At 38.1% G+C, this 22114-nt stretch carries 23 protein-coding genes and 2 tRNA genes; 21 read left to right on the top strand and 4 right to left on the bottom strand.

Features of this window, described 5'->3' with window-relative positions:
• The first annotated feature begins 24 nt into the window (after positions 1-24).
• The 4 genes from GQR93_RS09025 to GQR93_RS09010 all read left to right on the top strand — a co-directional run bounded on the left by GQR93_RS09025 (position 25) and on the right by GQR93_RS09010 (position 2883).
• The gene (locus GQR93_RS09025) at positions 25-717 is read left to right on the top strand and encodes a uracil-DNA glycosylase (RefSeq protein WP_035444801.1); all 693 of its coding nucleotides are present in this window, start codon (positions 25-27) and stop codon (positions 715-717) included.
• A 36-nt stretch (positions 718-753) separates the two neighbouring features.
• Positions 754-1731, top strand: a complete 978-nt coding sequence (gene pta / locus GQR93_RS09020; protein WP_003554523.1) for a phosphate acetyltransferase — start codon at positions 754-756, stop codon at positions 1729-1731.
• Between the two features lie 181 nt (positions 1732-1912).
• Positions 1913-2386 (top strand): tRNA (adenosine(37)-N6)-threonylcarbamoyltransferase complex ATPase subunit type 1 TsaE, encoded by a 474-nt coding sequence (tsaE, locus tag GQR93_RS09015; RefSeq protein WP_003554521.1) that lies wholly within the window; start codon positions 1913-1915, stop codon positions 2384-2386.
• Positions 2386-2883 (top strand): GNAT family N-acetyltransferase, encoded by a 498-nt coding sequence (locus tag GQR93_RS09010; protein ID WP_003554520.1) that lies wholly within the window; start codon positions 2386-2388, stop codon positions 2881-2883. The genes tsaE and GQR93_RS09010 overlap by 1 nt, the downstream gene beginning before the upstream one ends.
• 44 nt (positions 2884-2927) lie before the next feature.
• On the opposite strand, the gene GQR93_RS09005 is transcribed toward GQR93_RS09010, so the two are convergent.
• Positions 2928-3461, bottom strand: coding sequence for a 3'-5' exonuclease (locus tag GQR93_RS09005; RefSeq protein ID WP_003554518.1), 534 nt, complete (start codon positions 3459-3461; stop codon positions 2928-2930).
• A gap of 187 nt (positions 3462-3648) precedes the next feature.
• Here GQR93_RS09005 and murB point away from each other — a divergent pair, with 187 nt between their 5' ends.
• Entirely contained in the window at positions 3649-4569 is a 921-nt protein-coding gene (gene murB, locus GQR93_RS09000) for a UDP-N-acetylmuramate dehydrogenase (protein WP_003554516.1), read from the top strand.
• Positions 4570-4636: 67 nt separating this feature from the next.
• Positions 4637-6763 (top strand): cation:proton antiporter, encoded by a 2127-nt coding sequence (locus GQR93_RS08995; RefSeq protein WP_159298746.1) that lies wholly within the window; start codon positions 4637-4639, stop codon positions 6761-6763.
• A 121-nt stretch (positions 6764-6884) separates the two neighbouring features.
• Here GQR93_RS08995 and GQR93_RS08990 read toward each other — a convergent pair whose 3' ends face one another.
• Positions 6885-7559, bottom strand: coding sequence for a DUF1361 domain-containing protein (locus tag GQR93_RS08990; protein ID WP_035444798.1), 675 nt, complete (start codon positions 7557-7559; stop codon positions 6885-6887).
• A gap of 181 nt (positions 7560-7740) precedes the next feature.
• Between GQR93_RS08990 and cdaA the strand changes: the two genes are divergently transcribed.
• From cdaA to GQR93_RS08940, 11 genes are all read left to right on the top strand, one after another.
• Positions 7741-8583: a diadenylate cyclase CdaA gene (gene cdaA, locus GQR93_RS08985; RefSeq protein WP_003554509.1), complete on the top strand. Its 843-nt coding sequence runs from the start codon at positions 7741-7743 to the stop codon at positions 8581-8583.
• 2 nt (positions 8584-8585) lie between these two features.
• Positions 8586-9551, top strand: a complete 966-nt coding sequence (locus GQR93_RS08980) for a CdaR family protein (protein WP_003554507.1) — start codon at positions 8586-8588, stop codon at positions 9549-9551.
• A 27-nt stretch (positions 9552-9578) separates the two neighbouring features.
• On the top strand, positions 9579-10928 hold the full coding sequence (gene glmM, locus GQR93_RS08975; protein ID WP_003554505.1) for a phosphoglucosamine mutase: 1350 nt from the start codon (positions 9579-9581) through the stop codon (positions 10926-10928).
• Between the two features lie 232 nt (positions 10929-11160).
• A complete protein-coding gene (glmS, locus tag GQR93_RS08970) occupies positions 11161-12978 on the top strand; it encodes a glutamine--fructose-6-phosphate transaminase (isomerizing) (RefSeq protein WP_003554503.1) in 1818 nt (605 codons plus the stop codon).
• Between the two features lie 390 nt (positions 12979-13368).
• Positions 13369-13725, top strand: coding sequence for a glucosaminidase domain-containing protein (locus GQR93_RS15620; protein WP_003554500.1), 357 nt, complete (start codon positions 13369-13371; stop codon positions 13723-13725).
• On the top strand, positions 13676-14695 hold the full coding sequence (locus GQR93_RS08965; RefSeq protein ID WP_003554498.1) for a hypothetical protein: 1020 nt from the start codon (positions 13676-13678) through the stop codon (positions 14693-14695). Before GQR93_RS15620 ends, GQR93_RS08965 begins: the two co-directional genes overlap by 50 nt.
• 111 nt (positions 14696-14806) lie before the next feature.
• Positions 14807-15631 carry a glycoside hydrolase family 73 protein gene (locus GQR93_RS08960; protein WP_159298745.1) on the top strand — a complete coding sequence of 275 codons (825 nt, stop codon included), beginning with the start codon at positions 14807-14809 and terminating at the stop codon, positions 15629-15631.
• 115 nt (positions 15632-15746) lie between these two features.
• Complete coding sequence (locus tag GQR93_RS08955; protein WP_003554495.1) at positions 15747-16820, top strand: ABC transporter ATP-binding protein; 1074 nt, start codon at positions 15747-15749, stop codon at positions 16818-16820.
• A gap of 233 nt (positions 16821-17053) precedes the next feature.
• Entirely contained in the window at positions 17054-17362 is a 309-nt protein-coding gene (locus GQR93_RS08950) for a hypothetical protein (RefSeq protein WP_003554493.1), read from the top strand.
• Between the two features lie 77 nt (positions 17363-17439).
• A tRNA-Asn gene (locus GQR93_RS08945) sits at positions 17440-17511 on the top strand.
• A 116-nt stretch (positions 17512-17627) separates the two neighbouring features.
• Positions 17628-17699, top strand: a tRNA-Asn gene (locus tag GQR93_RS08940).
• Between the two features lie 104 nt (positions 17700-17803).
• On the opposite strand, the gene GQR93_RS08935 is transcribed toward GQR93_RS08940, so the two are convergent.
• Positions 17804-18112 carry a DUF960 domain-containing protein gene (locus GQR93_RS08935; RefSeq protein WP_003554491.1) on the bottom strand — a complete coding sequence of 103 codons (309 nt, stop codon included), beginning with the start codon at positions 18110-18112 and terminating at the stop codon, positions 17804-17806.
• A 74-nt stretch (positions 18113-18186) separates the two neighbouring features.
• The gene (locus tag GQR93_RS08930) at positions 18187-19011 is read right to left on the bottom strand and encodes a LicD family protein (RefSeq protein ID WP_035444796.1); all 825 of its coding nucleotides are present in this window, start codon (positions 19009-19011) and stop codon (positions 18187-18189) included.
• Positions 19012-19150: 139 nt separating this feature from the next.
• On the opposite strand from GQR93_RS08930, the gene GQR93_RS08925 reads away from it, so the two are divergent.
• The 4 genes from GQR93_RS08925 to amaP all read left to right on the top strand — a co-directional run bounded on the left by GQR93_RS08925 (position 19151) and on the right by amaP (position 22109).
• Positions 19151-19630, top strand: coding sequence for a MarR family winged helix-turn-helix transcriptional regulator (locus GQR93_RS08925; protein WP_003554487.1), 480 nt, complete (start codon positions 19151-19153; stop codon positions 19628-19630).
• A gap of 368 nt (positions 19631-19998) precedes the next feature.
• A complete protein-coding gene (locus tag GQR93_RS08920) occupies positions 19999-21054 on the top strand; it encodes a YdcF family protein (protein WP_003554485.1) in 1056 nt (351 codons plus the stop codon).
• Positions 21055-21265: 211 nt separating this feature from the next.
• Positions 21266-21517 carry a GlsB/YeaQ/YmgE family stress response membrane protein gene (locus tag GQR93_RS08915; RefSeq protein WP_035444795.1) on the top strand — a complete coding sequence of 84 codons (252 nt, stop codon included), beginning with the start codon at positions 21266-21268 and terminating at the stop codon, positions 21515-21517.
• A 28-nt stretch (positions 21518-21545) separates the two neighbouring features.
• The gene (gene amaP / locus GQR93_RS08910) at positions 21546-22109 is read left to right on the top strand and encodes an alkaline shock response membrane anchor protein AmaP (protein WP_003554481.1); all 564 of its coding nucleotides are present in this window, start codon (positions 21546-21548) and stop codon (positions 22107-22109) included.
• The last annotated feature ends 5 nt before the right edge of the window (positions 22110-22114 follow it).

Below are 22114 nucleotides of genomic sequence, written 5' to 3'. Positions count from 1 at the left end.
AGAATAAAACGTGAGGTGTTGGGAATGAAACCGTTTATAAAAAATGATTGGTGGGATGTTTTACAACCGGAATTCGAAAAAGCATACTATCAACAGTTGCGCCAATTTTTGATCTCTGAATATAAAACACAATATATTCATCCTGATATGAATCATATTTTTGAGGCGTTTCAGTTGACGCCGTTCAGCAAGGTTAAAGTTGTGATTTTGGGACAAGACCCATATCATGAACCGCATCAAGCTCATGGCCTAAGCTTTTCAGTAATGCCGGGCGTGAGAATACCGCCGTCGTTACAAAACATTTATAAGGAGCTTCAGTCTGATCTAGGAATTAAGCCTGTTCATCATGGTTGTCTAACAAGTTGGGCGAAGCAGGGTGTTTTGTTGTTGAACTCAGTATTGACTGTGAGAAATGGTCAAGCATTTTCTCATAAAGGTAAAGGCTGGGAACAACTAACAGACGCCGCTATTCAAAAATTATCGGCTCGAGAAGAACCGGTAGTCTTCATTTTGTGGGGAAGAGCAGCCCGTAATAAAATAGCGTTGATTGATACCGATACCAATGTTGTTTTGCAATCTGCTCATCCAAGTCCATTATCTGCAAATCGAGGTTTCTTTGGTTCTAAACCATTTTCCAAAACAAACGAAGCTTTGATTGCGATGGGGGAAGAACCGATTAATTGGCAATTACCGGAAAAGGTAACCCAAACACCTTAATATAAGTAATTTTTGCATGAATTGGAGGATTTTGTCATGGAACTATTTGAAAGTCTCAAGCAAAAGATCAACGGGAAAAATATTAGCATTGTTTTTCCTGAAGGTAACGATGTTCGTGTACTCGGTGCTGCAAGCCGGTTGGCTAAGGATGGTCTTATCAAACCGGTTATTTTAGGTGATAAAAATGAGGTTGAGCAGGTTGCAGGTGACGCAAACATTGATTTGAATGATGTTCAAATTATTGATTACCTAAATCAGCCTCAAGATCAAATTGATGCAATGGTCTCGGCAATCGTTGAAAGGCGAAAGGGCAAAACTGATGAGGCCAAAGCCCGTGAATGGTTGAAAGATCCTAATTATTTTGGAACGACATTGGTATACATGGACAAGATAGACGGAATGGTTTCAGGTGCAAATCACCCAACTGGTGACACGGTTCGCCCGGCTTTACAGATTATTAAAACAAAGCCCGGCGTTAAATTAATCAGTGGTTCTTTTATTATGCAAAAGGGTGATCAACGTTATCTGTTTGCTGATTGTGCCATTAATATTGATTTGGATGCTGCCGGATTGGCAGAAGTAGCCGTTGAGAGTGCTAAAGTGGCTAAGACATTTGATATTGATCCTAAAGTTGCTTTACTTAGTTTTTCAACTAAGGGTTCAGCTAAGGGTGATATGGTTACAAAGGTTCAAGAAGCAACTGAATTGGCTAAGCAACAGGCGCCGGATATTCCAATCGATGGCGAGTTGCAATTTGATGCTGCCTTTGTGCCAAGTGTTGCTGATAAGAAAGCACCAGGTTCAAATGTAGCGGGACATGCAACCGTCTTTATTTTCCCAGAACTACAATCAGGAAATATCGGTTATAAGATTGCACAGCGTTTTGGTGGATTTGAAGCAATTGGACCAATTTTACAAGGGTTAAATAAACCGGTTTCGGATTTATCCCGTGGTAGTAATGAAGAAGATATCTACAAAGTTTCGATCATTACGGCTGCCCAGACGTTGTCTTAATTAATTTATAAAAATGATCCAATAAACCTAATATGAGAAAAAAGGCCGACAAAAGTAAATTGCCGGTCTTTTGCGTTTAACAGGATTTATCGATTTAGTCACAATGTTAAAATTGACTGATTGTGTGTGGTATTATATAAAACGGTTTAGATAATTATTTAAAAGTGGAAGTGATGATCGATTGAAAAAAACGATAACGGTAAACTCTGCCGAACAAACAATTGAAGTTGGCGAAAAACTTGCCCAATTTCTTCAGCCGAGAGATCTTATTTTACTTGATGGCGATTTAGGTGCCGGAAAAACAACTTTTACAAAGGGATTGGGTAAGGGACTTGGTATTGAGCGCCCTATTAAGAGTCCGACTTTTACTATTATTCGAGAATATCAAAGTGGCCGAATACCACTTTATCATATGGATGTTTATCGCCTTGAGCAGGGTGGCGGTGATGACCTTGGGTTGGATGAGTATTTTAATGGTGATGGTGTTAATGTTGTTGAATGGTCAAAATTTGTTTCTGACGAGATCCCTGCTGATTATTTGAGAATTATTTTTAAGCGGGATGATGCTAAAGGAGATAATGTCAGAACAATGATTTTTGAACCAAAGGGGAATCGTTTTGAAGAATTGACGACCAAACTTTTAGGAGAGATTTAATGTCGGATGAAGTGAGTTTCAGATTAGCTGAACCCAGTGATGCCCAAAATGTTTTGACTTTATTAAGTCGGCTTCAAAAAGAATCCAATACGTTTATGGTGGATTCGGATTTGGGTGAAATTACGGCAGAGTTAGAATCTCAGCAAATTAGACTGATCAATCAATCATACACAAATTTGATGGCACTGGCTGTTTTAGATAATATGCCTATTGGAATTGTAACAGTAGATGGGATTGATGAGCAGTCTGGTGAAATCGGGGTAGCCGTACTAAGGGAGTATCAGGGCTTTACCATTGGCACTAATTTAATGGATTTGGCGGTTGATTGGGCTCGTTCGTATAGTAGGTTAAATACGTTGACGCTGGCAGTTTTTGAAAATAATCAGGCGGCTGTTCATATTTATCGAAAGCTGGGGTTTAGTGTTGCCAGTCGTAAAGAATCCAAAAATCAAACCATTTTAATCATGTCATTACCTGTTAAGGATGACAAGAAATAAAAATATCGAATGCAGTGCATCATTTTTGCCCGCATTCGATATTTTTAAATGGCCTTTACAAAGTTTCTCAAAACGCTATTTCCAAATTGTTGCTGTTGCGTGAGTAAAATGTTGGCACATGCAACACTATCATCAAGCGCATTATGATGATGTTCCAATTCGATATGCAACTCATCACAAACCGTGTTTAATTTATGATTAACCATTTGTGGATAAAATTGTTTTGACGTTTTGAGTGTGTCCAACGTCAAATAATGTGGCAGTAATAGGTCATAACGCTCAAGTGTGCGTTTTAAAACGCTATTGTCGAATGATGCATTGTGAGCAACAACCAACTTGTTTGCTGTGAACAATGGGGCAATATGATCCCAGAGTTCAGGAAAAGTAGGGGCATTGGCAACATCTTGTTTGTGAATCCCATGGACGTTGATATTGCGCCAACTAAAATCTGTTTCCGGATTAATTAGCGAATAAAATTCATGGGTGACCTGATTGTTTCTAACGATTGCCAAGGCTAGTGAGCAGGCACTGGCCCGCTTGGCGTTTGCGGTTTCAAAGTCCATTGCTGCGAAGTTCATTTTTATTTCACCTCATTTGCTGATTACCATTTTACAAACGTTCGTCATCAATCGCAACTAAAGACTTCTTTAACCCATCATTTTCCCGAGTAACATCGAAAAGTTGAATCGTGGTAGAATAAAATTATACGTTTTGAAAAATCTTAAAAAATCATCATGAACTATTTTGAAGGTAAGGAATTTAATTATGAACGATTATAAAGAAATAGCAGATATTTATCCAAATATCGATATTTTATTTAATGAACCACTTTCTAAATACACGCATACATTGACCGGTGGGCCGGCCGATATATTAGCTTTTCCTGAATCTGTCAGGCAAACGCAGGAGCTGTTAGCCTATGCAAATCAATATGGTATTCCCGTTACAGTTATTGGAAATGCAAGTAATTTAATTGTTAGGGATGGTGGCATTCATGGATTAACAATGATTTTGACTAAGATGAATAAGATAAGAATTCGTCATCATAACACAATTGTTGCGGATGCAGGGGCTGCGTTAATTGATGTCACTAAGGCCGCTCAGGCTCAGTCATTAACTGGGGTCGAATTTGCAGCAGGGATTCCCGGAAGCGTTGGTGGAGCAATATTTATGAATGCCGGCGCTTATGGTGGAGATATTGATGACGTTGTCACTGGCGCCGAAGTTTTAACGTCTGATGACAAGGTTATTCATCTTGATTTTCACCAGCTGGATTTTGGTTACCGTCATTGCAGTGTTCAGGATAATCATCAAATTGTGCTTTCCGCGACATTTTCGCTAACTTCCGGAATTGCTGAAAAAATTCAGAAGCAAATGAATCATTTAAATCAATTAAGAGAAAGTAAACAACCATTGGAATTGCCTTCATGTGGTAGTGTTTTTAAACGGCCAAAGGGATATTTTGCGGGAAAGCTTATTCATGAAGCCGGCCTTCAGGGCTTTCAAATTGGTGGTGCACAAGTATCAACTAAGCATGCCGGTTTTATTGTTAATGTTGATCATGCAACGGCGACGGACTATTTAAATGTCATTGCACATGTTCAAAAAACCGTTTTTGATAAATTCGGAGTCCATTTAGAAACAGAAGTTCGAATTATTGGTGAAGAATCAGTAAAGAGTTTATAGATATAGAAATAACTCATTTTTTAGGTATGAGGAGTTTCATACAAGTATCATTAAGAGGAGTGGATCAATGCACATACTTGAAGCGGTCATATTACTCATGACGTTAGTGGTTATTTCTAATGTTATCGATCATTTTATTCCGGCAATTCCGGTAAGTTTAATCCAAGTTGCTTTAGGCCTTGGCCTTGCGCTGGTTCTTCATATATCAATTCCATTGGAAACGGACTGGTTCCTACTTCTTTTTGTCGCACCACTTCTTTTTAATGATGGGCGACGATTTCCGAAGAAGGAGCTGTGGAAGTTACGTGGACCGATTTTGGCAAATGCCATTATATTGGTTTTTCTGACGACTTTGTTGGGCGGTTTATTATTTCATGCCCTTATTCCCGCAATGCCGTTTTCAGTTAGTTTTGCGTTGGCAGCCATTTTATCACCAACCGATCCAGTAGCTGTTCAATCAATTTCTCAAAGAGCTAATCTACCTGAGGCGGTTCTGCATATTGTTAGCGGTGAAAGTTTAATCAATGACGCAAGTGGTTTGATTGCCTTTAAGTATGCGATTGCGGCAACCGTAACCGGTGTATTTTCGATCAAAGCTGCAGCAATTGATTTTTTCTATATCAGTATTATGGGATTCGCAAGTGGCGTAATTGTAATCGCAATTATTTTGATGGTGGAAAACTGGCTTTATCGTCAAGGAATTAATGACGTTATTTTTAGTACAGTTCTTCGGGTTACGACACCATTTGTGGTTTACTTAATTACTGAAGAGTTATTTCATGCATCCGGCGTGATAGCAGTGGTGGCTGCCGGAATTGTTTTTCATTTTTACGGGACTGCACCAGATCGCAGTCAACCGGAATTGACGCTTGTGAGTGAAAAAACCTGGGATATCATTATTTATACACTTAACGGAATCGTCTTTTTGATTTTGGGAATTGAATTGCCAATTGCAACAACCAATGTGATTGAAAACGATAAGATTAATACGTTTGCTGCGTTTGGGATCTCGTTTGTGGCTTGGCTAATTTTGTTGGCTATTCGTGTTATTTGGATTTACGGATATCAATTTGTAAGTGGTTTACGTACCAGGAAACGCCATGGCGAAACTAAGAATCAAATGCATTCATTTAAAGCTGCCTTGTTAGCCGGTTTATCAGGTGTTAGAGGCGCGGTAACGATGGCTGGGGTACTGTCTATTCCCGTCGCCGTTTCGACCGGACAGCCCTTTCCATCGCGTTCCTTGGCATTGTTTGTCGCAGCAAGCGTCATTATTATAAGTTTAGTGGTCGCAACCATTATGCTGCCATTGATTTCTGAAAATAAGGCACCTCTATTAACTCGGGCAAACTTTGCCGGGGATGATGATCTTGACGCTGCTGCAGCTGATGAAGATGATGGCTCTCATTACATTTCTGATGATGAGGCTCAGCTTTATATTATGAAATTGGCTGTTCAACGAATCGAAGAGGAGAGACGACCCAACAATCAAAAAGAGGCTTATGATCTAATCTTGGATTATCAGTTCTTGATTAGGCGATTAGAGCTTAAACTTCAAAATAAAAAAGAAATGGATTCGATTATTGCCGACGAGCTGGCAATAAGAAGAGTGGCCCTGCGGGGCGAACGTTCAGCCATTCAGAGATTATTTGATGCCAAAGAGATTTCTCGAGAAACTTTTTTAGTCGCCAACGAACGTCTTCAGCGGCTTGAACGTCGCATGATTCATTCGATTGGCAAAAGAACTCGCATGGGTCGCGGGTCAATTCAGCAAATGGTTCGTTTAAAAAATAAGGTTTCCTTATGGCGTATTCAACGTAAGAGTAAGGATGATATTACCGATGAGCTGGCGTTGGTTCAACGTGAGCAAGCAAAGGGTGCTATTAAAGAATTGTCGAGTTATTTTGCTCGGGATGATATTGATAATAATCGTTTCGATAGTCAATCTGTTTACCATTTGATCATTCATTATCGTAATCAAATTGAACTAGCAAAGGAACACAGTAAACGTCAGATCAAAGATCACACGATGCAATATCAACATTTACGAATCAAGGCGCTAGCCGCTGAACGAGAGGGCGTCCAGGTATTATTGGAGCAGGGGCACATTGATTGGGCAATGGCAGCGCATCTAAGACAGTATATTAATTATTCTGAAACAGTGTTAATAATGGATTATCAAAATGCAGATTAAGTTGAGTCGGGTTATTTTAAAAAGCTATTAAAAATGTTTTTCAGAAGTTTTAAAAAGTGTCACTTCCTATCCTGTATTCAAAAAAAGCCTGTGGTCAAAGCGTTTTAGCTTTTCACAGGCTTTACTTGTTTAGTGAGTTTTGTTTGCTTGTTGACGATGCTACCACAAGTTTTAGAGTATAGAAGAAGACCAGCTGGACAATTGTTAGTAATCCGATAAAAACGATTGCATCTTTACTCCACATGTTTAGCAGTGGCCTAATGAACATTTCCGGTGTTAAGATTAAATAGATTGTATGAATTCGTAGAAAGCGACCAATGAAGATACCTACGGATGTCACAAATGTTAATCCGATGATGAGCAGATGTTTAAAAATGGTATTATGGACTCGAAGCCTGTCTGAAACTGCCTCGGCAATTCTTTCTAATCCCCACATACCCAGCAAAGTCGAAAATAGTGTTGATATAAGCAATAATGAAAATTTTAACCACATGACATTGTTTAATCTCAAAAGGCCATTAACCCCATAAGGTTCCAATAAAGATAGGTGGAATAGATCCGTTAATAAGTAAGGGGTATTGGGATAAAAAAGTAGCCAGATGATGACAAACAACCAAAAGATGAACGCGTTTTTAGGCTTTGCAATCGAGATGTGGAAGCTTAATTCAATTGGAATATAGGCTAGAAAAGTATTTAATACCAAAAAGTTAAACGGAGGCGTTCTTAAATACAAGTATAGTAAAGTGATCCAGACAATAAAGCATGTCCGAACAACCCATTTATTCAAATTACTCAACTTGACAACCTCCTATCACAATAATAATTAAACTATTTTTTACCGATAAATGCTATCGGAAATTTGTTGAATAAGTACTTTTTATAATTTATTTAAACATATCACAGAATTTGGTATGATTAGTTGTTCAGTCAATTTGAATGATATAATGTTTTTGAAAAAATTTTGAGGGGAGACCGCCATGAACTGGTCAGACTTTTTTACGCTCCACAATTTGACGAATCTAATTGACATCTTAGTCGTTTGGTTCATTATTTATAATTTAATTTTGATGATTCGAGGAACTAAGGCGGTTCAATTGCTTCGAGGAATTGTCATCATTGCACTTATTAAAATTGTAAGTGTTTATGTCGGTCTCTCAACTGTCTCATGGATTATGGACCAGGTGATCAATTGGGGAGTGATTGCGATGGTGATTATTTTTCAACCTGAAATTCGCCGGGGTCTTGAGCACCTTGGTCGTGGATCACTGCTTGTTAAAGGTAAAAAGGAGAATGAAGCAGCAAAGAAACTAATTAGGGCGCTTGACAGGGCCATTCAATACATGTCCAAAAGGCGAATTGGTGCGCTGATTACAATTCAGATGAATACCGGCCTTGAGGAATATATTGAAACCGGCATTGATGTGGATGCTGACGTGAGTGGTGAATTACTGATTAACATTTTTATTCCTAATACGCCTTTGCATGATGGTGCAGTCATTATTAAAGATAATCGTGTTGCCGTTGCTGCAGCATATCTGCCGCTTTCCCAAAGCAATTTAATTCCCAAAGAGCTTGGAACACGACATCGAGCTGCAGTTGGGATTTCTGAATTAACAGATGCGTTAACTATTGTTATTTCTGAAGAAACCGGCGAAGTTTCAATTACCCAGAATAACGAGCTGTTAAGGGGAATGACCCAGGATGATTACCTAAAATATTTACAAAATCAGCTTCTAACCAATACAGACCAACAGGATCATCGAACATTTATCAATACAGTTGTCAGCTTTATTGACAGTCATTTTCGGGGAGGTCGGTAATCTTGAAAAAATTTCTACTTAATAACTGGGCTTATCGGCTTCTTGCATTGGTATTCGCAATTCTGCTCTTTTTGTATGTTGGCAGCAGTCAGCCTAGCACGACCTCTTCAGTTAAGAATAACAGTAATTCAACGTCATTGACATCTAATCGATCTACAACGATCTCCTCACAGCTTTCGTTGACTGTAAACAGTAATAAATATTTTGTGACCGGTTATCCTGAAAAAGTTCAACTTCATATAACTGGGCCTTCAGCTTTAGTTACGACAACAGCCAACACTCAGAATTTTAAAGTGTATGCTGACCTTTCCAAACTTGGCGTTGGGACACATCGGGTGCGGATTCAGCAGGAAGGTTTAAATAATGATTTGAGATATCGTTTTGAACCGGCTACAATTAAAGTTGACATTCAACCAAGAAAGACGGTTACTTATCCGTTACAGGTTAAATATAATAAAGAAAATATTGCTTCAGGATATCAGCCTGGTAACGCTTCAGCAGATGTAAAGAATGTTAAAATTACCGGCGCTTCTGATCAAATTAACCGAATCAAAACAGTTGTTGCCCAGCTTAATGTTCCCCAAAACGCCAAATCATCGATTAACAGCCAGGCAATTGTTGAGGCACTCGATAGTAAGCAGAATACGGTTAATGTTGTAATTACGCCGGCTACTGCCGACGTTACTTTACCAATTACCCCCGGCAATAGCAAAGAACTTCCTATAAAGTTGGAACCAAAGGGAATTACAGATGATAACGAGAGCTTTACGCTGACCTCTGCTACTAAGCGTGTTCGGGTATTTGGCACACAGGCTCAGCTTAAAAAACTGGATTCTATTAAAGTCGAAGTTGATACCAGTGATGTTAGAACGACAAAAACCAAAGATGTTGAACTGGATTCGAAACTTAACAATGTGAAGGGTTTTGATCCGGATCGGATTTCTGTCAAGATTAATAGGAATAACTAATAATTTATTTGAAATGAGGAAATTTTCATGAAGTATTTTGGTACTGATGGTGTGCGTGGCATTGCCAACAAAGAACTTACCCCAGAGTTAGCTTTTCAGTGTGGTCGAGCAGGTGGCTATGTTTTGACTCATCATTCGGAAAGAAAGCAGCCTCAAGTGTTAGTCGCACGTGATACCCGGATTTCTGGGCAAATGCTCCAAGAAGCTTTGATTGCCGGTTTATTGTCTGTCGGCATCGAGGTTTTGAATTTAGGAATTATTACAACGCCCGGTGTTGCTTATTTAGTACGTAATCAGGGGGCAGATGCAGGTGTGATGATTACTGCTTCTCATAATCCAGTCGAATATAATGGTATTAAATTTTTTGGTGCTGACGGCTATAAACTTTCCGATGAAATGGAAGAAGAAATTGAAGCAATTCTTGAGCGTCAAGAAGATATTTTACCAAGACCAGCAGCTGAAGGGCTTGGTGTTGTTGGTGATTATTTTGAAGGCAGCCAAAAATACATTCATTTTCTTGAACAAACAATTTCGGAGGACTTATCCGGGATAAAAGTATGTGTTGATTCAGCAAATGGTTCCACAAGCAAACTTGTGACGACATTATATGCTGATTTGGGAATTGATTTTGAGACGTTGGCGACGACACCGGACGGTCTAAATATTAACGATCACGTTGGGTCGACTCATCCTGAAAACCTACAAAAAATGGTTGTTGAAAAGGGTGTTCAGGCTGGGATTGCCTTTGATGGTGATGGTGACCGCTGTATTGCTGTGGATGAAAATGGCCAATTAGTTGACGGTGATGCCATTATGTATATTTGTGGAAAATATATGGCTGAGCGGGGACGACTCAAGAAAAATACGATTGTGACGACGGTCATGAGTAATCTTGGAATGTACAAAGCAATGGAACGTGCCGGTATGACAAGTGTTAAAACTCAGGTTGGTGACCGTTACGTGGTTGAAAAGATGAATGCTGACGGTTATAACCTTGGTGGTGAACAATCTGGGCACATTGTCTTTCTTGATTTTAATACAACCGGAGATGGGATGCTGACAAGCCTTCAGTTGTTATCAGTCATGAAATCTACTGGTAAAAAGCTTTCTGAGCTGGCAAGCGAAATTAAAAAATATCCACAAAGACTGATCAATGTAAAAGTTCGCGATAAAAAAGATGGTCTTCAAAATGAAAAAATTCAAGCAGCTATTAAAGAAGTTGAAGAAGAGATGCATGGTGACGGTCGGGTCCTTGTACGACCGAGCGGAACAGAGCCGTTGCTACGTGTTATGACTGAAGCACCAACTCAAGATTTGGTTGATGAGTACACTCAAAAAATTGCGGATGTTGTCCGTGAAGAAATTGGGATTGATTAAATAAAATTAAATCATTTTGTATGAAAAGACTATCGTAAATAATTGGTAGTCTTTTCATTTTGTTTTAAAAATACTGATAGTCTTAGGTTTTATTTAAAAGAATAATTGTCCTATACCATTTGTAACTATTAGTTGACTTTTTGTTCGTAATTGTGTAGATTATACGTGTTATAGAAAAAGGATAACAGTTAATGGTGTATATACCAATTTTGATTGTTGAGGAGAATATAAAATGTGTGGAATTGTTGGCGTAACCGGAAATGATAATGCAGTTTCAATTTTGTTGGAAGGCCTTGAAAAACTTGAGTATCGTGGCTATGATTCTGCTGGAATCTACGTAAATGACTTAAATGGTAAAGACTATTTAATCAAACGAAAAGGCCGTATCTCCGAGTTAGAAGCCGCCGTTGGACCAGACGTTCATGGGTCCGTTGGAATTGGGCATACACGTTGGGCAACGCATGGTGTTGTCAGCGAAGCAAATGCGCATCCTCAATTTTCCGAGGATCATAGATTTTATCTCGTTCATAATGGCGTTATTGAAAATTATAAAGAATTAAAATCAGAATATTTAAGCAATACGACTTTTGCGAGTCAAACAGATACTGAAGTCGTTGTTCAGCTGGTAGACCATTTTGTTCAAACAGAAGGCTTATCAACCAAGCAGGCCTTTTTGAAGACGTTGAGCTTGTTAAAGGGATCTTCATATGCATTTCTGTTGATTGACAGTACTGATCCCGAGACACTGTATGTTGCGAAAAACAAGAGCCCACTGTTAATTGGACTTGGTGACGGGTGCAATGTTGTGTGTTCAGATGCTCCAGCTATGCTGAATGTTACTCATGATTTCCTCGAACTTCATGATGGCGAAGTTGTCACAGTTAAGCCGGATTCAGTTGAGATTGAAGATGCTGACCACAACAAGGTTGAGCGTAAACCATTCCACGTTGATATGGATGCAAGTGAGACCGACAAAGGGCCTTATCCATATTACATGTTAAAGGAAATTGATGAGCAGCCTAATGTGATGAGAAAGTTGGCTGCACTTTATACCCAGGAATCCGGTAAGCCAAATATTGACGATAATTTAATTGACGCATTAAATGACGCTGATCGAATTTATATCGTTGGTGCTGGTACAAGTTATCATGCCGGCCTGGTTGGGAAAAAACTATTTGAGAAGTTGGCTCATGTGCCAACCGAAGTTCATATTGCTTCGGAATTTGCGTACGATGACCCGTTGCTTTCAAAAAAGCCATTCTTTATCTTTTTATCTCAAAGTGGGGAAACTGCGGACAGTCGTGAAGTCTTGGTGAATGTAAATGCCCATGATTATAAGAGCTTGACCATCACCAATGTTGAAAACTCAACGCTTTTCCGCGAAGCCACTTATACGATGCTGCTTCATGCCGGCCCTGAGATTTCAGTTGCGTCTACTAAAGCGTATACAGCTCAGATTGCGGTTGAAGCAATTCTGGCAAAAGCGTTGGGTGAAACCAAGGAACAAACAATTGCCGAAGATTTTGATATTCGGCAGCAATTAGGATTAGTTGCCACAGGCATGCAGGCCATTATTGATGAAAAAGATATTATCGAAGACTTGGCCAAAAAGTATTTTGTTCCTGCTCCTCGTGCATTTTATATCGGTCGAGGAATTGATCAGACTGTATCACTGGAAGCTGCGCTAAAATTAAAAGAAATTTCTTATGTACAAGCAGAAGGATTTGCCTCTGGTGAATTAAAGCATGGGACGATTGCTTTAATTGAAGAAGGGACGCCTGTTGTTGGCATTATTACGCAAGAAAAAACAGCTAATTTAACGCGAAGTAACCTTCAGGAAACAATGTCTCGTGGTGCCTCGACCTTCACAATTGTTCGCAGTGGTCTTGCCCTTGAGGATGATACGATTACCATTCCAGACGTAGATGAGATGATTACACCGTTGCTGAGTGTTGTTCCGGCACAGTTGATCGCATACTTTACAAGTTTAAATAAGGGCTTGGACGTCGATCGCCCGCGTAATTTGGCAAAAAGTGTCACAGTTGAATAACATTTTTAAAATTTAGAGAAGTGGTTAGTAACAAAGTCTTCGCTTCCTCACAAGTTTAATTTAAGAGGTCTAATCAAAAGTAAGTTTTGGTTCGGCTTTTTTTATTGTGAACAACTATTGATGGTAGTAAAAATTAGGAGGTCTTTCATATATTATTTACCCCTTAGAATACTTAAAACATTTCTTGAATCGACTAAATTATTTTATCTTCGTACACGTTGTTTTAAGCTTTGGGCAATTATTTTGTGTTAAAATGACAGATAATATGCAGTTATTAGAAAACTATATAAAGTTGCCAATCAAGAAAATACAAAAGTTAACGGTTAAAACGCTTCATTTTTCATCAATTTTCTAATATGATAAGGGTGAAGTGTCAATCAAGGGGTGGAAATGTTGAGAAGATTTATTAAATTAGCAATGGTTGCACTAGTGATTTCTGCATCCGCAATATTTGCATTAGCTTTTCCTGGTCATTGTACATATTTAACGGCGCAGGCGTCATCAGCAACCAGTTTTATAAGTGACTATCAGGGTGATGTTAAAAAAGCAGCCGCCAAATATAATCTTTACGGATCAGTAATGATGGCACAGGCGGCTCTTGAAAGCGGTTGGGGTCAAAGTCAGCTTACACAGCAGGCCAACAATTTTTTTGGGATTAAAGGCGCTTATAATGGGCAGTCTGTGTCAATGCCAACCGTTGAGTATAATAGTAACGGCCAAATGGAAAACACGACTGCCAGCAATTAAGATTATTCAACAGTATGGTTTGGATAAAACTTTTGGCGAAACAACTGATCAGGCTTCATCATCCTCATCAGATGCGTCTACTTCTTCAAATGCGACAGATTCTACAAGTTCGAGTAGTAGTACCTCCAGTAGTGATAGTTCAAACTCGGTAACCACAACAACTCAAGATGCAACACCTACACTTTCCAGCGTCAAATATTACAAAGCCAGTGCAGCACAATCGGTACCGCTATCTAAAAAATATGCCAACTATTATGTTTATAATCATATAAAGGGATCCAGTGCAAATGAGAAGCGTTATAGTTGGAAGTCGTTGGGTGTCAAGAAACGAGTAACGGTTTATTTAGACATGCGTGGGGTCAAAAGGGAATCATCAGGAAATTGGTACCGGTTCAGATTTTATCCAAATAGCAAATCTAAACGTTTTTGGGTTTATGCACCCGCACTTCAGTTTTCAACAATTTATACAGGGGCAACAAGTGGTAGCCTTGTACCAAATAAGGCAACAAACGGGCTTCTTTATAATCATGTATTGGGGTCACCGTTATTAGCCAAGAAGACCGCTAAAATCAGTTCTTTAAAATCAAAGACTAAATACAGTGTAGATCAAACGGCACTTGTCAAAACAGCTACAGGGCAGAATGTATGGTATCGAATTAAAATTGGCAAGAACAAAAGCTGGATTGAGGGGGTCAATGTCGCTACTTTCCCAGAAAAAGTAGCAAAAGTTGATTTTACTGCAAACAAGGTTATTTCATCTGCTGCTAAGGCAAATTATTTGTACACCGATTTTAGTGCTTCCGGTCAATTTATGAAGCATTATAAATTAGCTCAAGTAAAGTTAACTGTCGGTACAAAAGTTAAAGTTGATAAAATGGGTTATCGTATTAATGATAAGTCAATATGGTATCGAATTGCTTGCCCCGGGTCGGATGCTAAATATTGGGTATCTTCAAAGTTTTTATCATAATTGACAGCAGACCATTGATTCCATACCATTTTAAGGTATAATTATTTTTTGGCATATGGATTAGAAAAAGCAGGGGAGGTTTTTTGAATCAAATCTCATTTAACAAAATTATTGGCCAAGGGGGCTGTTTGCCTTCTAGTAGCTGCTGGCTTTTTGTTTTTCAACGGTCATTCAGCCGGTGCTAGTGTATCAAGCGATTTTATTAATCGTCTGAAAGTACCGGTTCAAAAAGTTAGTCGAGAGAATCACTTATATCCTTCAGTAATGATGGCTCAGGCAATTGTCGAAAGTGATTTTGGTCGTTCAACTCTTTCAACTGAGGCAAATAATTATTTTGGAATTAAAGGGACTTATAATGGACAATCTGTGACAATGAGTACTGGTGAATATACCTCCAAAGGGAAACATTATATGACGGCTGCTCAATTTAAAAAATATCCAAGCATCGTTGCTTCTATTCGTGACAATGCTAGTTTATTGCGTCATGGTACGTTGGTGGATCCTAATTATTATTCAGGAACATGGACGACTAATGCGGTTACTGCCAGTGACGCAGCGATGGCTTTGGCAACAACCTATGCCACCGATATGAACTACGGTAATAAGTTAAACGCAATTATTGTGAAGTACCACTTGGACGAATTGGATGCGCATAATGGTGACTCAACAATTGGAACCGCTGGTAATATTAATGAACAAATTGAACAGTCATTAAAAAAGGAATTGGGCACGTCGGCTTCTACTCGTCAATCTGGCAGAACTAATGAAACTGGCCAAGTTCGTTCTAAGATCACCAGTATCCCTGAACGAATTATTCCACGCTCAGTGTTTGAACCGCGTAAAGCGCAATCATCTGCAGATAACGAATATACGTTGCAATTAAATTTATCGCTTGAAAAAATTATAAAAAATGGGAATACAAAAAGAATACATTAAGTTACTAAGGGTTGGGAGCAAAAGATTAAGCTTTTCTCTCGGCCTCTTATTTTTATTTGGATATCTGTTATAATATTTGACGAAAAGTTTAATCTCTGAAGTAGGAGACACAATCATGGAAGAAAATTATAAAGTAAAAGTACAAAATGTTACCAAGGAATATGATCTTTTTAAAACTCAATCTGAAAAGTTACGGTCGTTCTTTGCGATCTCAAAGCATCAAATTCCTCATTTCTGGTCACTTATGGGCATCTCATTGACCATTCAACCTGGTGAAACGTTGGGATTGATCGGCGTTAACGGTTCCGGGAAATCAACATTATCTAACATTATTTCCGGAATTATACCGCAAACGACGGGGTATGTGGATGTTCGTGGAGATACGTCAATTGTTGCCATTCACGCAGGTTTGCGTAATAATTTAACCGGTCGTGAGAACATTCGACTGAAGTCACTCATGCAGGGGCTTACCAATGAAGAAATTGATGAAATGATGCCCGATATTATTGCGTTTGCCGATATTGGGGATTTCGTTGATCAACCGGTTAAAAGCTATTCAAGCGGAATGCGTTCGAGACTTGGGTTTGCAATTGCTGTTCATATTAATCCGGATATTTTAATCATCGATGAAGCCCTTTCCGTAGGTGATGATACATTTTATCAAAAATGTGTTGATAAGATAACGGAATTTAAGCAGGAGGGTAAGACGATTATTTTCGTCAGCCATTCTTTAAAACAAATTGAAATGTTGTGCGACAAAGTTGCTTGGATTAATTATGGTGAATTAAAAATGGTTGGCGAAACGAAAGAAGTCACCACTAAATACCGTGAGTTCACAAAATGGTTTAAGAAACTGAGTAAAAAGGAAAAGCATGATTTTGAAACTGAACGGAAAAATGTACAGAAGAACTTCAGTATTCAAAATTATCAAAAACAAGTTACCGAAGAGATGCAGAAGGCGGCACCTCAAGAGAAAAACGTTCATTCAAAAGTCCACAGGCTATTTTACAGTTCAGTTATTAGTGAAAAAATGTCAGTTGGGAATCAATTACTGACATGGGCTGTTTTGTTAGTCGTCATTTTCTTCTGCCTTGTTAATATTTCAGGGTATTCTGTCGGGCATGTGCTGAATGATCCATCCTTATTGATGCATCCATCGGATGTGTTACATTTACCGGATGCGAAGTAGTTAATCATAACGTTGTAAATACGACGACATTTTGATAAAAAATGGAAATGCCGACGTATTTTTAAAAATAAGTTGACAGCGCTTACAGAAAACGCTATATTATTCATGGGTACTAAATAAATACCTTCTAATCAATTCTCTTTCTCTCTTAAAAAAACTGATGGACACTTTGTGCCATCAGTTTTTTTGTGTATAATGATTTGGTGGAGCAAAATAGGATTGGAGCTTAACAGATGAAAAGCCATGAGGTTTTGACATTAATTGAAGAAATCACCCGAAATGATGGGACAAAATATATTGAAATAAGCAATATGGTTCAAAATGGAAGGGCCGAATTAGCCGCTGAGAGAGGTTTTATTAAGCAGGTTAGGATATTACAACTAAATATCCCTCATTCACCTCACGTGCAGAAATATGAGCGTTATATTAATGAAAATTACGTGATGCCAACCGAAGATATGGATCATTTTGAGGAGTGGAAAAAAACACCTGAAATGAAAGAAGAAATCAGCATCATTTTAAAAGAAAATCATATTGCCTGATAAAAAAACTAATTTAGGTTTGCATGATATGAGAATTTATGTTATAAATATATATGTTGTTTTTAGAAAAACATTTTTGCTCCGTAGTTCAGTGGTAGAATAATTGACTGTTAATCAAGAGGTCGCTGGTTCGAACCCAGCCGGAGCAGTTAGGGATTTTCTCAAATGAGTCTCTAAGCAAAATCTTTTTTTATTCATTTTTTATTGCATTTCCGTGTTAGATATGATATAAATATTATATCGCGTTTGATACAAAATATATTTTTGCTCCGTAGTTCAGTGGTAGAATAATTGACTGTTAATCAAGAGGTCGCTGGTTCGAACCCAGCCGGAGCAGTCAGAGGTTTACAAAAGTGATAACCAATTTTTAAATGGTTATCTTTTTTTGTTTTTACAAACAAAGAGTTGGCCAACAATTTAATGTTGACCAGCTCTTTGTACTTAAATGTTAATTTCCGATGGTGTTGCGATGATTTGGCGGTTGCCACTGTCATAGACAACTAATGACTTGGGGTAACTGTTATCGTATGGATAAGGTGAGTCAAACGTAGCGACCAATTCATTTCCTTGGATAAAATCATATGAAAGCTTCCCATCACTATTAACTAGATTAAACTTGATTAAATTTGATAATGGGAAAACATTTTGTAAATCATTGTCGATAATAAACCAAACATTGTCGATTGCTTGGTCAGGCAAGGTTGAAACAATACTAAAGCTAGCGAAACGTGATTGGTTAGGATCAAACATAATAACACCTTCAATCTATTAATAACTAATTGCCAATAAACTACCAAAAATGATGCCCGAATGCAAGTAACTCGTTATCTTTCGAATTCTTGATTATTATAAATAAGCTTGATAATGTGTTTTTCCGAGCGATGATTTTCTGGCGGCAGCTTTAAATAATCACCGTACATTTGTTTCAAAATAGCATCATAGTCACTTGGAACGATAATTTGCGTGTCCTCAAAGGGAACGATTTCAGTTTCTTGAAGCTGTTCAAGTGAAAAGATTTCTTTTTCATAGGCATATTGAGACGCTAGATTCTTGACCTGATCTAGGTTTACGCGGTCATTATAAGCAGTCATCATATTCTCTCGGGCTTTTTTAAAGTCATTTGCTGTGTCTATTTGTTCTGTAGAGAGAGCACCATAAAACTTTCTAATTGGGTTATCAATAATATTATAACGCAATTTAAGGTAAATTCGGCTATCGAGTCTTTTGATATCGATCATTTGTCGTCGACGTTTTGCATCTGAAGTTGGAATTTTATCGAGTGGAAAGATATCTAGAAAAACACCCTTTCGAGCATTATTAATATTATTGTGTTCTTCTATAAAAGTATTTTGATCTAAAATTTTAGCATAGCTTAGTGCGAAATTATGATCACTCCATGGGGTTTGTAAAAAATAGTGGTCATTTTTAAATTCTTTTGGCGCAATTTTCAAGAAACGTTGATAGTCATCTCTTAGCATGGCAATATCCATATCATCGTCCCAGGGAATAAATCCGTGATGCCGAATGGCACCCAAAAGAGTGCCACCGGTTGCAACGTAATGAAGGTGATGCTTGGTTGCAATTTGAACAAAACGGTTAAAAATCCCTAATTCAATTTGATGAATGGTCTGAGTTAAAATATCTGACATGTGACCTCCAATAATCATTTTCTAGTATCAATTATAAGGCAGATACTCAAAAAATTCCCAAAACTAGCGGTATATTGTTGATACAACAGTACAGACAATATATAATTAGTGCAGTATTGATATTAATAATTATTGGGGAATGGTGAGGGAAATGACAAAAACGCACGAAGAATTATTGCAAGAGGCAATTAATGTGTATCTGTCATCGCTTAAGTATCTGGATAATTTTGTTTCAGAGCCGGCGACGAAGTACGGATTGTCTTTTGAACAGTATTTGATATTGCATACAATCGCTGATCGCGAACATGTTTCATTAATGGACATTGCGAGTGAACGAAAGGTAACGCGAAGCGCAATTTCACGGCAAATCAAAGTTCTATTACAACATGATTATATTTATCAAAAGCCGGCAGAAAGCGATCGACGAAGATTATATCTTCATCTGACTAAAAGTGGTGAACAGGTTGAAAGCAAAGTGACCGAGTTAACTACTGCTAGGTTTGATGAATGGATTACACATTATGGTGAAGATAAAGTCAGAGAGATTTTGGACTTTGTTAAAGACTTTTCTTCACAAGAGATGAATGACTTTAATAATTCAAAGCAATCTAATCAATAAAGTATTGAAGCAGTGTCGTTGTTATCATTATGGGGGATTGATAATGGCGTTGTTAAAAGCGACGACCTATCATCGCGATGAAAGCAGCGACCAACTGTTTAGTTTCGTGCTTAAACTTAAATTCAAATTATCAATACTATGTTTGGTGTAAGGAAAGATAGTAATCCATGATGCCAGTCTTAAGTAACTGGGAAGATTGGAATACCTTACTGAATCATTTATTAAGGGCTGGATGAACGGTTATTTCCAGCTCTTTTGTTTTGGTATAAATTATATTAATAAGGTGTATTTAAGTATGAAAGACTAGAATTAAGATTGAAACAGATTCTTAGCTAGATTTATTTTGTATTGGGAAAGGGGAACTTACGATGTTATCGGGATTATTAACGATGCTGGGTATTCAAGTGGTTTTGCTTGTAGTCTTGGCAACATATCTAATTAAAAAAAGAAACACATCTGTTATTGGCTGGCTGATTAATTTGAATCTTCTGTGCTTTATGGCGCTTTTGTTTGAAGCATTGGTAGTGATTCAAAATGTGTTGCTTGCAGCAATCTTTGCGATTTTGCTTATGGCGGTTGTGGTTATAGTTGGTGGTGGATTAATTTTCAGTTTTGTATTCTTATTTATTAACGCCTATTTTGCGTGGAAAAGAGAAGGACGAAGTCTTAGCAGTTCTCTGACCTTGATTCTTGGAATAGGTGTCATTTTAGTTGATATATTCTTCTTGTTTGATCCAATAAATGCACCAAAACCAATTCAAAATTTTATTACCATGTTTTTGACATTGTTTATTTTTTATATTCTTTTAACGGTTTGGAATACGATGGTTTCGATGATTGTTTATAACCTGTATTTTCCAAAATATGACAAGGATTATATTATTGTTTTAGGAAGTGGCTTAATTGATGGCTACAAAGTTGGCAGACTACTTGGAAATCGTATTAATAAAGGGATTGAATTTTATCATTTGCAACTGAAAAAAACGGCCAAACACGCTAAATTGATTTTTTCTGGTGGTCAAGGTGGAGACGAGAAAATTCCCGAGGGTGTTGCTATGAAAAAGTACGCCCTAGATCAAGGGGTTCCCGAAACCGATACACTTGTTGAAGATAAATCGATTAACACGAGACAAAATTTGATCTTTTCCGACCGGATCATTAAAAACGATAGTGGTCGTGATGATAACAAAATTGTCTTTGTTACAAATAATTTTCATACGTTGCGTGGTGGTATTCTGGCTGGTAAATTAGGTATTCCAGCAACTGGAATCGGTGCCAAAACACCTTTTTATTATTTACCAAATGCAGTTATCCGAGAGTACCTGGCGTTGTTTGTGATGCATAAACGATTTCATATCGCAATGATGAGTTTGATTTTTGTGGTTGCGTTATTGGCGGGTGCTTCATCATTGATTATTAAGTAGGTGGCTTTTAGCCTTATGATATGGGCATTGATGATGATATTTCTAAAAATTCCTGTTTTGTAAAGGGCACTTTATTGACCAAATTAATTCTTAAAAAAGCCTATCTTTTTTCATAACTTATTCACACAATAAGAAATAAATTATTGTAAACTTAAGTCATAGCGAAAATGCTATGACGTTTTTTATCTCTATAGCGGAAAGGATGATGATGATGCTCAGTTTAATTTGGACACTGATCATTGGTGGTGTTATTGGAGCAATCGCAGGGGCAATTACCAGTCGCAATTTACCGCTTGGATGGATTGGCAACATTGTTGCTGGGCTCGTTGGGGCATGGCTTGGCCAAGCACTACTGGGTTCTTGGGGACCGCAACTGGCTGAAATCGCAATTGTTCCGGCAGTTGTTGGGGCAGTAATCCTGGTATTCCTGGTTTCCTTATTAACTCGCGGATTGGCCAGTTAGGGCTGACCTCTTGAAAGGAGGAGAACCCATGCGTCATTTTTCAAAATTTGCGATTCTGATTTTAAGTGTCATTGGGCTGGTCCAAAGTTTGTGGTTTGTCGGATTGGTGGTTCCAATTGACTATCTATCAAAAGTTGTGATTGGGACTACCCAAACATCTGATATCTGGGTTGAATTGGCGGCATTTGGTTTTAGCATCCTGATTGGGTTAACCTGCATAATTGGTATACTTTTTTCATTATTGGCACCAACCAAGGTGAAGAGCCTTGAGTTTCACTCACCAAATGGGAAATTAAGTATCTCTCAACGAGCGGTTGAGAAAGTCTTGCAGGAAGCGATTCTATCTCAAGGATCTGTTACCGATGTAAAGGCCAACATCAGGATTACTGGGAGAAAGAGAAAGACACGGGTAAGAATTTCCTCAGTCGGTCGTGACAATGAGGGCTTGGTAAAAATAGGAGAAGAGATTCAAATGATCGTGGTTAAAGAAATTGGTCGAATAATGGATATTCCGGTAAAAAAGGTAAGTGTAAAGGTAAAGCCTCGCGATTCTATGAAAAATAAGCGAACGCGTCAGCCTCGAGTGGTTTAGGAGGG

Origin of the sequence: Lentilactobacillus hilgardii (assembly GCF_009832765.1) — a bacterium.
Lineage (GTDB): Bacteria > Bacillota > Bacilli > Lactobacillales > Lactobacillaceae > Lentilactobacillus > Lentilactobacillus hilgardii.
The sequence above is the reverse complement of the archived record's forward strand: the minus strand, read 5'-3'. Positions and strand labels throughout refer to the sequence as shown.

What these genes read in the sequence shown, in the direction of transcription:
- amaP (WP_003554481.1), top strand. Translation starts at nt 21,546, where the DNA reads ATGCGTCATTTTTCAAAATTTGCGATTCTGATTTTAAGTGTCATTGGG.
- GQR93_RS08930 (WP_035444796.1), bottom strand. Translation starts at nt 19,011, where the DNA reads ATGTCAGATATTTTAACTCAGACCATTCATCAAATTGAATTAGGGATT.
- GQR93_RS09005 (WP_003554518.1), bottom strand. Translation starts at nt 3,461, where the DNA reads ATGAACTTCGCAGCAATGGACTTTGAAACCGCAAACGCCAAGCGGGCC.
- GQR93_RS15620 (WP_003554500.1), top strand. Translation starts at nt 13,369, where the DNA reads ATGTTGAGAAGATTTATTAAATTAGCAATGGTTGCACTAGTGATTTCT.
- cdaA (WP_003554509.1), top strand. Translation starts at nt 7,741, where the DNA reads ATGAACTGGTCAGACTTTTTTACGCTCCACAATTTGACGAATCTAATT.
- GQR93_RS08995 (WP_159298746.1), top strand. Translation starts at nt 4,637, where the DNA reads ATGCACATACTTGAAGCGGTCATATTACTCATGACGTTAGTGGTTATT.
- glmM (WP_003554505.1), top strand. Translation starts at nt 9,579, where the DNA reads ATGAAGTATTTTGGTACTGATGGTGTGCGTGGCATTGCCAACAAAGAA.
- glmS (WP_003554503.1), top strand. Translation starts at nt 11,161, where the DNA reads ATGTGTGGAATTGTTGGCGTAACCGGAAATGATAATGCAGTTTCAATT.
- GQR93_RS08955 (WP_003554495.1), top strand. Translation starts at nt 15,747, where the DNA reads ATGGAAGAAAATTATAAAGTAAAAGTACAAAATGTTACCAAGGAATAT.
- GQR93_RS08920 (WP_003554485.1), top strand. Translation starts at nt 19,999, where the DNA reads ATGTTATCGGGATTATTAACGATGCTGGGTATTCAAGTGGTTTTGCTT.
- GQR93_RS09025 (WP_035444801.1), top strand. Translation starts at nt 25, where the DNA reads ATGAAACCGTTTATAAAAAATGATTGGTGGGATGTTTTACAACCGGAA.
- GQR93_RS08915 (WP_035444795.1), top strand. Translation starts at nt 21,266, where the DNA reads ATGCTCAGTTTAATTTGGACACTGATCATTGGTGGTGTTATTGGAGCA.
- pta (WP_003554523.1), top strand. Translation starts at nt 754, where the DNA reads ATGGAACTATTTGAAAGTCTCAAGCAAAAGATCAACGGGAAAAATATT.
- GQR93_RS08935 (WP_003554491.1), bottom strand. Translation starts at nt 18,112, where the DNA reads ATGTTTGATCCTAACCAATCACGTTTCGCTAGCTTTAGTATTGTTTCA.
- murB (WP_003554516.1), top strand. Translation starts at nt 3,649, where the DNA reads ATGAACGATTATAAAGAAATAGCAGATATTTATCCAAATATCGATATT.
- GQR93_RS09010 (WP_003554520.1), top strand. Translation starts at nt 2,386, where the DNA reads ATGTCGGATGAAGTGAGTTTCAGATTAGCTGAACCCAGTGATGCCCAA.
- GQR93_RS08950 (WP_003554493.1), top strand. Translation starts at nt 17,054, where the DNA reads ATGAAAAGCCATGAGGTTTTGACATTAATTGAAGAAATCACCCGAAAT.
- GQR93_RS08925 (WP_003554487.1), top strand. Translation starts at nt 19,151, where the DNA reads ATGGTGAGGGAAATGACAAAAACGCACGAAGAATTATTGCAAGAGGCA.